The organism is Parabacteroides timonensis (assembly GCF_900128505.1).
GTDB lineage: Bacteria > Bacteroidota > Bacteroidia > Bacteroidales > Tannerellaceae > Parabacteroides > Parabacteroides timonensis.
This window is the reverse complement of record NZ_LT669941.1, coordinates 1972937-1988177: the sequence shown is the minus strand read 5'-3', so window position 1 is coordinate 1988177 and position 15241 is coordinate 1972937. Positions and strand designations below refer to the sequence as shown.

The following is a 15241-nucleotide window of genomic DNA, read 5'->3' as shown; positions in this document are numbered from 1 at the left end:
TATAATATCATGAATGAATTACTATTTTTAGGGAATTTAGGTACGGGCGAAATTGTTATCATCGCCATTGTTGTGTTGTTACTTTTCGGTGGAAAGAAGATCCCTGAACTGATGAAAGGTATCGGTAAAGGTGTGAAGAACTTTAAAGACGGTGTAAAAGGATTAGAAGACGACATTAAACTCGACGACAACGATAAAAAGTAAGAAATGGAAGAACTGGAACAAGATGAAATGTCCTTTTGGGATCACCTGGAAGAACTTCGTTGGACTTTATTCCGTTCTATTTTAGCACTCTTTGTCTTTGCTATCGGTAGTTTTGCCTTTATGCGTGATATTTTCGATCACGTCATTATGGCTCCCTGTTACTCTGATTTTGTTCTTTATAAATGGTTGTGTGAGTTAAATATCTGGCTTATCAATATAAGCCCCTGGTTTGATGTTCTGCCTGACTTCTGTAACGATAGCTTTCACGTAGATATAGTCAACATTAAGTTGGCTTCCCAGTTTTTTACTCATATGTCAACCTCATTCTGGCTGGCCCTAGTACTGACTTTCCCATACTTAATGTATGAGATCTGGAAGTTTGTAAGCCCGGCTTTGTACGAGAATGAAAAGAAGAACATCCGGTGGGTATTCTTTTTCGGAACGATTATGTTTTTCCTGGGTTGTGCCGTAGGTTATTTTATGGTATTCCCGATGACACTTCGTTTCTTGGCAACGTATCAATTGAGTGCTAACATTACTGAACAAGTCTCTCTGGATTCGTATATGGATAACTTCCTTATGCTGATCTTTGTGATGGGAATTGTCTTTGAGATGCCATTGGTATCCTGGTTATTATCGAAACTAGGACTGTTGCACAGAGGATTTTTCCACAAATACAGACGACACGCTATCGTCGGATTATTGGTTGCTGCGGCATTCATTACTCCAAGTAGCGATCCGTTTACATTGAGCGTAGTGTTCTTCCCATTGTACGGATTGTACGAATTAAGTGCATTCTTTGTCAGAAAAGCTCCGGTAGAAGAGCCTGATGACGACGATGAAGAAGAAAATAGTGATCAGTAAACTATAAACACTGGAAAATAGTTATAGGAAGAGACGTATCATTCATCAGATACGTCTCTTTTTTTTGTATATTTGTCAGGACTTAAACAAATTGTAAACAAATGAGGCACATATCATTATTGGCGGTCTCCCTGCTGGCTCTGGTAGCCTGCACGCCAGAGCAACCGAAGGAGGCAGATTATACACAGTACGTAAACCCGTTGATCGGTACTGATTTTACCGGAAATACCTATCCGGGAGCACAGGCTCCGTACGGTATGGTGCAGCTTAGTCCGGACAATGGATTGCCGGGTTGGGACCGTATCTCCGGTTATTTTTATCCTGACACAACGATTGCCGGTTTCAGCCATACCCATCTTTCCGGTACGGGAGCAGGCGACTTGTATGATATATCTTTTATGCCGGTGACACGTCCTTATAAAGAAGCTCCGGCTCCCCTCGGTATTTATTCTACTTTCTCGCATAATGAAGAAGCGGCTTCGGCCGGTTATTACCGTGTCTTGTTGCAGGACTATAATATTAATGTAGAGTTGACGGCAACCGAACGTTGCGGTATACAGCGCTATACTTTCCCGAAAGCGGAAGCTTCCGTGTTCCTGAACCTGAAGAAAGCGATGAACTGGGACTTTACCCTCGATTCTTATATAGAAGTGGTCGATTCCGTGACTATCCGCGGATATCGTTTTTCTCAGGGATGGTCGCCTGATCAGCATGTTTATTTCCAGACACGTTTCTCTAAACCGTTCGTAGCTTACCACATGGATACGACTGCTATCGCAACAAAGGATAAAGGTCGGATTGGAACTGCCTACATAGCCCGTTTCGATTTTAATACGGAGAAGGATGAGGAGATACTGGTTAATACCGCTATTTCGGGTGTCAGTATGGAAGGTGCAGCAAAGAATTTACAGGCGGAAGTTCCCCTGAATGATTTTGATAAGTATCATAAAGAGGCGGTTGCCCGCTGGAATAAAGAACTATCGAAGATCGAAGTAAATGGAAATAATACCGACGACCTGGTTAAGTTCTATACAGCTATCTATCATACGATGATTGCCCCGACTATTTTCAGTGATGTCGATGGCTCTTATTATGGTCCCGATAACCAGATCCATAAAGCGGACGGTTGGAATAACTATTCGACCTTCTCTCTGTGGGATACTTACCGCGCGGCTCATCCGCTGTTTACCTATACCGATCCGAAACGGGTGAACGATATGGTACAGGGATTCCTGAAGTTCTACGAACAAAGTGGTGCTCTTCCGCTGTGGAACCTTTATGGCCATGAAACGAATATGATGATCGGCTACCATGCTGTCCCTGTTATTGTGGATGCTTATCTGAAAGGTATCGGAAACTTCAATCCGGAATTGGCTTTACAGGCATGTATTGCTACGGCAAACCGGGATGATTACCGTGGAATCGGATTATATAAGAAACTAGGATATGTACCGGCTATCAGCGATCCTGTCAAATGGGAGAACTGGTCATTGTCTAAAACAATGGAATATGCCTACGACGATTATTGTATTGCCCGTATGGCTGAGAAGATGGGAAAGAAAGAGATTGCAGAAGAGTTCTATAAACGTTCGCAGAACTACCGGAATGTCTACAATCCCGAAACAACCTTTATGCAGCCGCGTGATGAAAAAGGAAACTTTGTTACCCCGTTCGATGCCAAGGATTATACGGAAGATATTTGTGAAAGTAATGCATGGCAGTATTTCTGGTATGTGCCGCAGGATCTGGATGGTCTGATAGGCCTATTGGGTAGCAAGGAACGTTTCACAGAAAAGCTGGATAGTATGTTTACGTATGCACCGGATGCAAAAGAAGACCTGCCTATCTTTAGTACCGGTATGATCGGGCAATATGCACATGGCAACGAACCGAGCCATCATGTGATCTATCTATATAATAAGGTAGACCAGCCCTGGAAAACGCAGAAATATGTGGCAGAAGTATTACACGATCTGTATCTGAATGCTCCCGACGGTATCTGTGGTAACGAAGATTGCGGACAGATGTCTGCCTGGTTCGTGTTCAGTGCAATGGGCTTCTATCCGGTCGATCCGGTGAGCGGACAGTATGAGATCGGTACTCCTTTATTCCCCGAAGTAAAAATGCATCTGGCGGATGGTAAGGTATTTACGATTCTGGCTCCGGGTGTCAATGCAGAGAATATCTATATCCAATCGGTTAAACTGAACGGACAGCCTTATGATAAGAGCTATATCACTCACGAACTGATCATGAGTGGTGCAACGCTTGAATTCGAGATGGGTAACCAGCCGGGACCGGTTTGGTATAAACAGTAGGGTATATTCCTACTGCCAGCTTTTGCCATAACTATGGCAGAGTCTTGCCAATACAGTGGCAAACATTTGCCATAGTTATGGCAAGCTACTGCCATTGCGGTGGCAAGACTCTGCCACAATGAAGGCAAAATGTTTGGTTAGGCATCATCTGGTATTATTATTGCTAATTTAAATTGATTCTCTTATGTTGAGAAATTTCTTTCTTACAGTTATTTTACTGACCGGTGGTTGTCTGTTACAGGCTCAGAATCGTGAATATGTAATCGTTGTACATGGTGGTGCCGGTGATGTTGCCGGACTTGAAAGTGACCCGGTACGTTCTGCACAATATTATGCAGCTCTTGATTCGGCTTTATCGATCGGCGACCGTATTCTGGCTACCGGTGGAGAAGGTCCTCAAGCCGTTATGGCAGTGATCAACTACTTTGAAAACAATCCTTTATTCAATGCCGGTAAAGGTGCTACCTGTACGGCCGATGGAACTTTCGAGCTGGATGCTTCTATTATGGAAGGTAAAGATCTTTCAGCCGGAGCTGTAGCCGGGGTTAAGACAATCAAGAATCCGATCAACGCTGCTTACGCCGTTAAAACAAAGACTCCCCATGTTATGCTGAGCGGAACAGGTGCTGATCTCTTTGCTGCCGAACAAGGATTGGAACAGGTCGATAATATGTATTTCGCCACTCCGAAGACAATGAAATGGATCGATAAACTGAAACAGGAAAGTAAAAAGAACGGGACGGTGGGCTGTGTTGTCCTGGACAAACAGGGAAACTTGACGGCTGGGACGAGTACCGGCGGTATGTTTAAAAAGAAATGGGGACGTATTGGCGATTCACCGGTGATTGGTGCCGGAACCTATGCCGATAATCAGAGTTGTGCTGTATCCTGTACCGGACACGGTGAATATTTTATTCGTCATGCCGTGGCCTTTAACTTGTGTGCCCGGTATAAGTTTCTGAAGGAACCCGTAGAAGAGGCTGCCGATTATATCATAAACGTAGAACTGAATGCCAATGAAGGTAATGGTGGACTGATCGCTGTCGATAAAGACGGGAATATAGCGATGCCTTTTAATAGTACCGGTATGTTCCGGGGCTATCTATATAAGGAAAAGGGCGGTGCAGCCAAAGAGAAGAAAGTCGGTATCGGTAAAACGATGGTCAGCATTGCTGAATAACAGAGTGGAGTAGGCTCTATATCCTAAAGCCTGGGACGAGTTGGCGCAACAAGTGACAATATGTCACAAATTGAATTGATTTGTTTTCTTTATTTTGTCCTTGTCGAAAGATAAGTGATCCACTAATAAAGAAAATAATATGAGTAAAAACCTATTTTTAGCAATGGCGGTAGTCGGCATTGTATTGAGCGCTGCATGTAGTAAAGAAGAACCTGTGGGAGGGAGTAAACAAGTCGCAGCGACCTTTACAGCTGGTATTGAGCCTCATACAAAAGCTTATGATGCAACCTGGGAGAAAGGTGACCGCATCGGAATAACGGCCTATGAAGATGAGAGCCTTGTAATTGATTATCAAAATATCAACTGTACATTTGAAGGTGGTGGCGGAAGCAGTGTGGACTGGCTACCGGCTAAAACATATTTTTATGAAGGGACAGACGTAGTAACTTTCAAAGCCTATTATCCTTATACTCAAAGTATCAATAATTCGAAAATACCGGTAGACGTTACCTTGCAAGGGCAACCGGGAGAGCAGAAAAAGATAGATTTCCTGTATGCGTCGGGAACAGGTAGTCAGGCTTCACCGGAAGTGAATTTACGCTTTTCACATAAGATGAGCAAGTTGATATTTAATATTACCCGTGAAAATGAGAATACGAATGAAGACTTTAAAACGCTGAATGCTGTTCTGGAAGGTGTGAAACTGAAAGGTGAGTTTGATGTTACGACCGGTGTTGTTACAGCCTCCGACGAAGAGGCCGGACAGTTGCAGCTTACACATACCGGTACGGATGAAAATCGTTCGGTAACACTGATTGTCGTACCGCAGGACCTACCTGCCGCTACGCTGACTATAACTATCGGAAAGAATGTATATAAAGCTGATATTCCTTTCACGGAAGTACTTAACCCAGGAAAAAGTTACCTTTTTAATATTACGGTAAAGAACTCTTCTTTGATAGTCGACGATTCCGATATAGCCGATTGGAATGCCGGAAATGGTACCGGAAAAGATGTTGACGCCGAAGTTTCATTGCCTGATGTGGTGAAGGTTGGTGATTTCTTTTATGCCGATGGGACTTGGGGGAGTACATTAGATGGAAACAAGACTTGTATCGGTCTTGTTTTCAGTACGGTAACTTCACAAAAAGACAAGGATCGGGGTTGGCGTAATGGGTATGTCATTGCTTTGAAGAATACAGGAGAGGTTGTAAAATGGTCCACCACAGGAGCGAACAGTGGTATATTTATTACTAATGTGAATATTGCTAATAGTAATATGGATGGATATGCGGAAACACAAGCAATCTTTAATTTGAATGATTATGAATCTAATTGTCCGGCTTTTGCCGCAGTGAGTAGCTTTAATGTGGATCCAAATGAAAAGCTGGAAGATACCAGTGGGTGGTATATTCCGTCTTCAGGTCAGTGGTATGCTTTTATTCAAAACTTTGGGCCTGGTATAGAGGACATAAACTCTTATATGTCGAACCGCATCGGAATTCCTTTCGTTGCAAATGTTATGGCTGACTATTTTATTTGCAGTACGGAATCCAATGGTATGAATTACTGGGGATTATTGGTTAGCCGTAGTTTTGCTCCTTACCTGGTACAATCGACCAGCAAATTCAGCACAGCTGCCTATGTTCGTCCCGTTCTTGCCTTTTAAAACAGGAGTGGTATAGATATTATCTTATTTCAGCCTGTATCCTTTCCGTACCACCCATGCAACCAACCTGTCCGGAAGCCAATCTTTGCAACAGGCAAACAACACTTGTTCGACAGGGCCGGTTTTGGTACGGAAGGGAGGGCGTTTCTTTTTTATCAGGCGGCTAATAGTATGTGCCAGCTTATCAGGATGGGTGCCTTTTTGTTCCGTCTCCTCAATGGCAGCCATTGTATGCGTAAAGGCTTCATGATACTCCGGGTGGCTGAGGGTTACTTCTGAAATACAACGATTGGCAGTGAAGTTTGTACAAAAGTCTCCCGGCTCGACCAGGCAGATACGGATACCAAAAGGGCGTACTTCGTGTTGTAAAGCTTCACTGAAACCTTCCACGGCAAATTTGGAAGCCGAATAATATCCCTGAAGAGGCTCTGGTTATCAGAATGATACGGCAGTAATTGGCAGCTGTTCCTTTTTTCATATAAAGAAATTGGAAGATTATTATTGATTTCTGCGGAATGCTCCGCTTACAAATTCCAAGACTTCCGGCAGGGCTGTACGCCAGTATAACCATGTATGGCCACCTCCACGCACACGGAATTCATGTTTCATTCCTTTCTCCTGCATGATCTTATGAGCCTGGTAATTACCTTCCAGCAATCCGTCTCTGTCACCGCAATCTATATAATAACGGATGCGCGGGAGATTTTCTTTATCCAATTCGGAAAGTATCTTCAACACACTGTTCTTATGCCAGTAGTTCAGTCCGGGACCAAACAAACGGCTGAATAAATCCTTATGCGATTGAGCCTGTCGCTTCTCCATAACACTGTCGTCGAAGATAGCGGCACTGAGCGGTGCACAGGCGGAAAACATATCCGGATGATGCAGTGAGTAAAGGAATGAGCCGTAGCCACCCATGGAAAGTCCCGCAATGGCACGGAACTCCTGACGGCTGCGGGCACGATAGGTCTTTTCGATATAAGGAATCAGTTCTTCAAAAAACATATCTTCATAAGGAGCCTTGCCGTCATATTGGTTGATATACCAAGTGTCCCAGGCATTGGGCATAACAACGATCATTTGTGTAGCATCCCCGCTATTGATTGCTTTGTCGACGATTTCTTTCACATCTCCGGTTTGTATCCACATGGTTTCGTCATCAGTATAGCCATGCAACAGATAAAGTACCGGATATTTACGTTGCGAAGTATTATAGTCGGATGGCAGGTAGATGGAGTAAGAAACTTCTTTGCCTAACTTCTTACTATCGAATTTTAACGACTCGAAGACTGCGCTTTGTCCCATTCCGTTTAAATTGAACAGAATGCACAGAACAAGACTGATTAGCAATTTGTTTTTCATATACTGACAGTATTAAATTAATAGTTCTTTATTTGTGAATACAGGGAACAAAGTTAGAAAAAAGAGGGAGCTATATTTGATAAAACGTCAGAAAATGTTATTTTTGTTTACTAAACGTACTAATTAATAAATATATATGTCGCATTTACCCGATTTGATTTCCGATCTGGCTTTGATACTTATTTCCGCAGGTGTAATAACCTTATTATTTAAATGGCTGAAACAACCGCTCGTACTGGGATATATTGTAGCCGGGCTATTGGCCGGGCCTTATATCCACATCTTTCCGACCGTTGTCGATGTTGAGAATATCAATCTTTGGGCCGAGATGGGAGTCGTATTCCTTCTGTTTGCCCTGGGGCTCGAATTTAGTTTTAAGAAATTGATGAATGTGGGGTCTACCGCTTTTATCACTGCAATGACGGAGGTGATAACCATGCTTATTGTGGGGTATCTGATCGGGCATTTGCTGGGGTGGTCTACCATGAATTCCATTTTTCTGGGAGGGATGTTGTCGATGTCGTCCACAACAATTATTATAAAAGCTTTTGATGATCTGGGATTACGTAATCAACGCTTTACAGGGATCGTGTTCGGGACGTTGGTGGTGGAAGACCTGGTGGCCATAATCATGATGGTACTGCTTTCGACAATGGCGGTAAGCCAGGAGTTTGCAGGAGAGGAAATGATAGGTAGTATCCTGAAAGTCGCTTTCTTTCTGATTCTTTGGTTCTTAGTCGGTATTTTCGTTATCCCGGCTTTGCTGAAAAAAGTGAGGAGGCTGATGAATGATGAAACGTTGTTGGTAATAGCTCTCGGCTTGTGTTTGGGAATGGTAGTAGTCGCTACCAAGACCGGTTTCTCTGCTGCCCTAGGAGCTTTTATTATGGGATCGATCCTGGCGGAGACGATTGAGGCAGAACGTATCGAACATATTATTAAACCTGTGAAAGACCTGTTCGGGGCTATCTTTTTCGTTTCGGTAGGGATGTTGGTCGATCCGGCGATCCTGGTACAATATGCATGGCCGGTCATTCTGATTACGTTGGTCACTATTGTCGGGAAGGCTTTTTTCTCTTCATTCGGTGTCCTGTTGTCGGGACAACCGCTTAAAACATCTATACAATCGGGTTTTAGCTTGGCGCAGATAGGAGAGTTTGCCTTTATTATTGCAGCTTTAGGAGTATCGTTGAAGGTGCTCGACGACTTTGTGTATCCGATCATTGTGGCAGTCTCGGTGATAACCACTTTTACGACTCCTTACTTTATCCGTCTGTCGGGGCCGTTTGCAGAATGGCTATACAGAATATTACCGGATAAGGCGTGTGATTTCCTCGACCGGTATTCTTCCGGATCGAAGACGATTAATCATGATAGCGATTGGCGGAAGTTGCTGAAATTGTATGTCGGAAAGATATTGATCCATTCTGTATTGTTGACAGCCATCCTATTGTTGTCTACCAAGGTGATTCATCCGTTGATGGTTGAGAAATTTCCAGCTATGGAAATGTGGGGAAGTATTATTATGAGTGTATTGACACTTATCCTGATGACACCTTTTCTGGCCGGGTTGGTGGCAAATAAGAATAATTCGCCGGAGTTGTTTATGAGTTTGTGGAAAGATAACAAATATAATCATGGGAAACTGGTGGCACTTGTGCTGTTCAGGGTGTTTGTGGCTATTCTGTTCGTTTCGATCGTATTGATCAAGTATTATCATGTGCAGTATGGTATAGGTGCGATTATTGCCGTTGGTGTCTTGATCCTGATTATTTTATTCCGTCGCGATCTGAACCAGTACTCCAAACTGGAAGCCCATTTCCTTACTAATTTGAACCGCCGCGAGGAAGTAGACCGCAAGCGTAACCCGTTGAAGACGAGTTTCAACAAGCAGTTGAGTGATAAGGATATTCATCTGGCCGTAGTGCCGGTTTCTCCTTGTTCTCCCTATGCCGGGAAGTCGTTGGCAGAATTGCCTCTCCGGAAGGACTTCGGCGTAAGTATTGTAGAGATTATCCGGGGAGATTATAAAATTTATATTCCAGGAGGTTCCGACCATATCTATCCGCAAGACAAAGTGGTTGTAGTAGGTACGGATGAACAGCTGAAAGCATTCCAGGCTAAACTGGAAGATCAGCAGAATGGAGATGACTATTGCGGAAACCAACCGGAAGAGATTACAGTCAACTCATTTATTGTCGACGAGAGTTTCCCATTCCTCGGCCAAAGTATTACGCAGTCGAATGTAGGTCGCCGATATAATTGTCTGATCGTTGGCCTTGAACGTAATGGCGATTCCCTGATAACGCCGGACAACGATACGATTTTTGAAATGGATGACCTGGTATGGGTTGTGGGGGACAAGAGTAAGATACAGGATTTGATAAAAGGAGAGTAAATATATAAAGAAAAGGGACAGTCAGCTTTACGCCGGCTGCCCCTTAACATTTGTAAGAACTTTATTTATTCTTTATCCCACCATACACGTGAGGTCATTCTGTCGCCACCATTCATGCGACCAATAGCATCCTGATAGTTAGCCTCGTTGTTTTGGCTTTCTGTTACAGGGTATTGGAAACGACGCGGGATAGTTCCGTTCGTAACGCAAGTTGAATAGTTTTTGTTTACCGGAGTTAATACCGGATAACCAGAACGACGCCAGTTTGCAAATGTTTCATATTCATCACAGAAAGTCGTGATATAATATTGTGTATTGATTTGCTCAAGAGCTTTGGATTGATCAAATGGATTCTCTGCCAGATATTTATCGATAGCCTCTGCATTCAGATATCGATTGTAAGAACTTTCTGCAGCAGAATAGAAAGAGAACTGTTGCATAGCTGATCTTACACCTGCTTCATAATAATCTTTTGCATTACCTGAAACCCAGCCGCGGTAAGCCGCTTCAGCCAATAACAACTGATTCTCGGTGTAAGTCAGTAGCATAGTCGGTGCATCCGGACGTGCGTAGGTCTGACGGTTCGGTAAAGAATAGTATGATCTCCAGTTAGTTCCCGGATAACCAGGAGCATTAGACAAGTCCCATTCATTTCCTTTTGTATCATAACCAACCGGCAAACCAATCTGTTTGGACGGGTCATTATCTCCGAAGTCAAAATCACCTTGCCATTTTTCGGAAGGATTAGAACATACTGTGGCGATCAACGGCAGGCGAGGGTCGTTAGAGTTTTTCAGCATATTGATAAAGAACTCGCTCAGGTAGAAAGCTTGTGTATCTTCATGGCTCAGCACCTTTCCATAAGGTTCGGCCGAATCGTCGGTAACCAGACCATCCGGATGTTTTACCATCGCATTATCTGCTGCACTTTCAAACAAACCGTTGGAAATAGCTTTTTTCACCCATGTTTCAGCAGTGGCCTGGTCTACCTTTGTTAAACGCATAGCCAGGCGTAACATCAAAGAGTTGGCAAACTTTTTCCATTTAGTTACATCTCCGCCATAAAGCGGATCTTCATTGCTTACTGTCGTTGCAACGGAAGTACTCAAGGCTGCCTGAGCTTCGTCTAATTCCTTGAACAAATCATTGTAAATCGCCTGCTGTGTGTCGTATTTAGGATATCCTACACCTTCTATACCTTTGGATGCATCGAAATAAGGTACATCACCATACAAGTCGGTCATGCGATGGAACATAAATGCCCGTATAATACGACACATTTGATATTCATTCTGATACTCAGGTCTGTCTTTCCATTCTTGCATTACCAGGTAGGCATTACGGATAGCTGCTCTGTCTCCACTATAAAATCCATCCCAGTAAGCAGCATTATATCCATCTGAATAGGCATAAAATGTACCGTAATCCCAAGTGACGGAAGTAGTATGTTGTAACATACATGCGCTATAAATCATGCCATTACGCCAAACGTCCCAGTCTGAACCGCAAGCCTGTGACATGACTTGTGTAAATACCAGTTTAAAATCCAAGATAGCTGGGGTCATCTGTTCCGGATCGTTATTCACGTCTCCAAAATCACTACAGCTCGTTGCGCCTGTCATTAATGAAAATGCCGCCGCAGCATATAATATTGCTTTTTTCATATTACCAATGCATTAAATTAAAATTTAACATTCACGTTGAAACCAATGCTTCTTGTTGCAGGATAACCGTTCAACTCTAATCCCTGCCCATTTGTATTGTTGTAAGCAGATTCAGGATCGATATTGTCGGTGTGTTTCAGGATCGTCCAAAGGTTACGTCCAACCAGAGAGATAGAGGCTCCCTTTACTACATTCTGTCTGCCTAACAATGATTTCGGGAATGTATAACCAAGAGATAATTCACGTAACTTGATGAAACTCGCATTATAAATAAATTCTTCTGCGATGTTGTTACTTACGATACCTTGCCAATAAGTCTGGGCTGATACTTCAACATTATTAGCTACATAATTTCCGTTTTTGTCTAGCATAACACCTTTCCCGATGATAGTTCCTTTGCCATCATCTCCACGGCCTTCCAATGTGTTTTTATGCAAACCATCGCTATACAGACCGTAGTTTGTTCCGGAAAACAGTTTGGCTCCGGCTTTGAAGTCGAGCAGGAAAGACAGTGTCCAGTCTTTATATGTAAATTCATTACGCCATCCTCCAGTCAGGTTATAAACACCGCTTCCTAAGTTTTCCGTTTTGGTAGTTGCCTGTGCAACACCGTCTTTGAAAACGATATTTCCCTGATCGTCTCTTTGATATTTGAAGCCGACCAATTCTCCGTAAGACATTCCTACGATATTTTTAACGGTCACATTTCCGCTTCGGGCTGTTGCGCCGTCGATACTCAGACTGCTAACACCTTCTCCGAGATATTTGACTTCACTATTGTTATGAGCGATATTGAAAGTCGTACTCCACTGGAATTTGCTTGTTTGTACCGGTACGGCGTTCACCATTATTTCTATACCGTTGTTTTGGATCTCACCGATATTCTGGATAGCTGATGAAAAACCAGAAGCATTACTGGTTGTTACCTGGGCAATGTCGTCTTTTGTATTCTTTACATAATACGCAGCATCCAAAGTCAGGCGATTATTAAGGAAGGAGATGTTTAAACCCGCTTCCCATTCCGAGATACGTACCGGTTTCAACATGCTGTTAGGAACTGTGCTATTATTGACTGTCGCTACAGACTGACCGTTGATTTTATAGTTCTGTAATTTATAGGTCAAATAATTCTGATAAGGATTTGTCCCGTTTGATGCAGAGGCATACGATCCACGAACCTTACCGAATGTAAACCATTCCGGCATTTCGAAGGTATCGCTGAATACCCACGACAAACTTACGGAAGGATAGAAATAATGATTATGATCCGGATTCAGCGTAGAGAACCAGTCGTTACGTCCGGTCAGGTTTAAGAATACCTGATTCTTCCAACCTATATCGGCAGTTGCATAAACTGAATTAACACGATATTCGGTATAGTCTTTTAAATAGGTACGGTTGCTGATGTTGTTGGCAGATTCAAACCCCGGAACCAGGAAACTTTTGATATTGCCGTCGGTACCCCATTGCTTGGTGATATTACGCTGACGGTTACCTCCGATTGTTGCACCGATATTCCAATCTCCGAATTCCTTATTGAAACCGATCAAATAGTTCAGGTTCATTTCAGAATAGTTCTTCTCATATTCCTGCAAATAACCGGCGGCATCAGCGGCTGCACCATAAGGCTGCACGTTTCTGAACTCAAAGCTAAAACCGTCACGAGTTATACCTCCCTGTGCATACAACCAATCAAAGATATCATATTTCAAAGTGATACCACCTGTCAGACGGTTTTTGTTGGTCGTGTTTACTTTCCGGTATTGGAGCCAATACGGGTTGTTGAAATATTCATTCGTACCGCCAATCATTTCTTTACCACTGGCAGTTGTTCCCCAATCGCTTTCCGGAGTTTCACGTTCCATCCAACGAATATCGAATGTGTTGGCACGATATAACAGAGAGGCATTGGTACTACCATTACCATCGGACAGGTTTGAACGGCCCTGGTTCTTCTCGAATACGTAGTTTGCATTTACACTCAGATGCAGATTCTTAAGAATATCGTAGGTAGTATTCATGTTGATACCCTGCTGGCTGATGTTGGCATTGGGAAGAATACCTTTTTCATAGGTATTGGATACACCAAAGCGATACGTAATTTTATCACCGGCACCGCTGATAGCTAATGAAGTCGCATTGTTAACACCTGTACGATAGAAGTTCGACCAGTTATCGACTGGAGAATAAGCATATTCATTTCCCAGGAAATTAACAGCCTTGCCACCGTCCATACGTTCACCCCAGCTTAGTACTTCGGTTGCTTTCGCTGCATCAGCAGTGAGAGGACGTTGTCCTTCCGAACCCTGGCCGAATACATTCTGGAAATCCCTATAATCATAGATGGCATTGAATGTCAGGTTGTTGTTGAAGTCGATGCTAACAGGTTTCCCTTTCTGACCAGACTTTGTCGTGATCAGGATAGCGCCATTACCTCCGCGATAACCATATAAAGCGGAAGCTGCAGCTCCTTTCAGAACCTGGATATCGGCGATATCGTCGGGATTAATGTTTGACAAACCGTCACCAAGGTCAAGACCACCCCATTGTCCGGCACTACCCATATTGGTGTTATCGAAAGGCACGCCATCCACCACATACAAGGGTTGGTTGTTACCGGTTAAAGAGGCATTACCACGAATAACGACACGGCTACTACCACCGCTACCGGTAGAGTTTCCGGCTACTGTTACACCGGCAATCTTACCGGACAAGGCATTCCCTAGATTCGGATCACGGGCTACCGTGAAATCGTCACCTCCTACGGTTGTGGTAGAATAACCTAATGCTCTTTTCTGGCGTTTGATACCTAAAGCAGTTACGACAACTTCATCCAGCGTTTGTGTATCCTCTTTCAGGACAACATTAAAAATAGTCTGTCCGTTTACAGGAATACTGACTGGTGCGTATCCGATATAACTGAATTCCAGAGTAGCACCGGTAGGCACTTCGAGCGTAAAATCACCATCCAGACCGGTCATTACGCCATTAGTCGTTCCTTTTACAATGACGTTCGCTCCGATGATCGGTTCGCCGGTTGCATCTTTTACTGTACCTGTTACTTTTTTGGTTTGTTGGGTTATACTTGCTTTCGCATTGTTTTTGGAAGTGTTTGCGGCATACAGTACAACAATGTGGTTTTCAATTTTGTAGTCAACACCCGTACCTTTCAGGGCTTGTTCGAGTATAGATTCAATACTTTCGTTTTTTGCTTTTACCGATACGTTGTTTACTTTTATTGACTCCAACGTATGATCGTAACTGAATACGACATCGGTTTGTTCCTGTAACAGTTCTACAACATTTTTCAATGTTACTTGATTAACGGAGAACTGGACATCGAACTTCTTTTCAAATGTGCTATTAGTTGCAGCTTGCGCTCCGCTTGCCATACAGCATAAGGAGAGTCCTATGCAGAGGTTTTTGACTGCAATAAAGTTTCTACTTTTTCTTTTCATACATTCTTTTTATTTGTTTTCTTAAGATTAACTGATAACAATTTACTCTTTTTGTATCCTCGGTTAAAACAGAGGTTCTTTCTTTGGCTTCACATAGGCTTTCTTTTTAGTTTAACATAATTGA

At 43.1% G+C, this 15241-nt stretch carries 9 protein-coding genes and 1 pseudogene; 6 read left to right on the top strand and 4 right to left on the bottom strand.

Annotated elements, in window-relative coordinates:
* Positions 1–9 precede the first annotated feature (9 nt).
* The 5 genes from BQ7394_RS15585 to BQ7394_RS15565 all read left to right on the top strand — a co-directional run bounded on the left by BQ7394_RS15585 (position 10) and on the right by BQ7394_RS15565 (position 6235).
* The gene (locus tag BQ7394_RS15585) at positions 10–204 is read left to right on the top strand and encodes a Sec-independent protein translocase subunit TatA/TatB (RefSeq protein WP_007652767.1); all 195 of its coding nucleotides are present in this window, start codon (positions 10–12) and stop codon (positions 202–204) included.
* Positions 205–207: 3 nt separating this feature from the next.
* Complete coding sequence (gene tatC / locus BQ7394_RS15580) at positions 208–1068, top strand: twin-arginine translocase subunit TatC (protein ID WP_075558270.1); 861 nt, start codon at positions 208–210, stop codon at positions 1066–1068.
* Between the two features lie 101 nt (positions 1069–1169).
* A complete protein-coding gene (locus tag BQ7394_RS15575; RefSeq protein ID WP_075558269.1) occupies positions 1170–3386 on the top strand; it encodes a GH92 family glycosyl hydrolase in 2217 nt (738 codons plus the stop codon).
* A 184-nt stretch (positions 3387–3570) separates the two neighbouring features.
* Entirely contained in the window at positions 3571–4566 is a 996-nt protein-coding gene (locus BQ7394_RS15570; protein ID WP_075558268.1) for an isoaspartyl peptidase/L-asparaginase family protein, read from the top strand.
* Between the two features lie 139 nt (positions 4567–4705).
* The gene (locus BQ7394_RS15565) at positions 4706–6235 is read left to right on the top strand and encodes a fimbrillin family protein (RefSeq protein ID WP_082211971.1); all 1530 of its coding nucleotides are present in this window, start codon (positions 4706–4708) and stop codon (positions 6233–6235) included.
* A gap of 24 nt (positions 6236–6259) precedes the next feature.
* Here the strand turns inward: BQ7394_RS15565 and BQ7394_RS15560 are convergent.
* Positions 6260–6649: pseudogene (locus tag BQ7394_RS15560) on the bottom strand (SDR family NAD(P)-dependent oxidoreductase); the annotation flags it as partial.
* An 84-nt stretch (positions 6650–6733) separates the two neighbouring features.
* Positions 6734–7597, bottom strand: coding sequence for an alpha/beta hydrolase (locus BQ7394_RS15555; RefSeq protein WP_075558265.1), 864 nt, complete (start codon positions 7595–7597; stop codon positions 6734–6736).
* 136 nt (positions 7598–7733) lie between these two features.
* On the opposite strand from BQ7394_RS15555, the gene BQ7394_RS15550 reads away from it, so the two are divergent.
* Positions 7734–9995 (top strand): monovalent cation:proton antiporter family protein, encoded by a 2262-nt coding sequence (locus BQ7394_RS15550; RefSeq protein WP_075558264.1) that lies wholly within the window; start codon positions 7734–7736, stop codon positions 9993–9995.
* Positions 9996–10060: 65 nt separating this feature from the next.
* Here BQ7394_RS15550 and BQ7394_RS15545 read toward each other — a convergent pair whose 3' ends face one another.
* Together BQ7394_RS15545 and BQ7394_RS15540 are read right to left on the bottom strand one after the other, a co-directional pair.
* Positions 10061–11659, bottom strand: coding sequence for a SusD/RagB family nutrient-binding outer membrane lipoprotein (locus tag BQ7394_RS15545; RefSeq protein ID WP_075558263.1), 1599 nt, complete (start codon positions 11657–11659; stop codon positions 10061–10063).
* A gap of 17 nt (positions 11660–11676) precedes the next feature.
* Entirely contained in the window at positions 11677–15117 is a 3441-nt protein-coding gene (locus BQ7394_RS15540) for a TonB-dependent receptor (RefSeq protein ID WP_235848759.1), read from the bottom strand.
* Positions 15118–15241 lie beyond the last annotated feature (124 nt).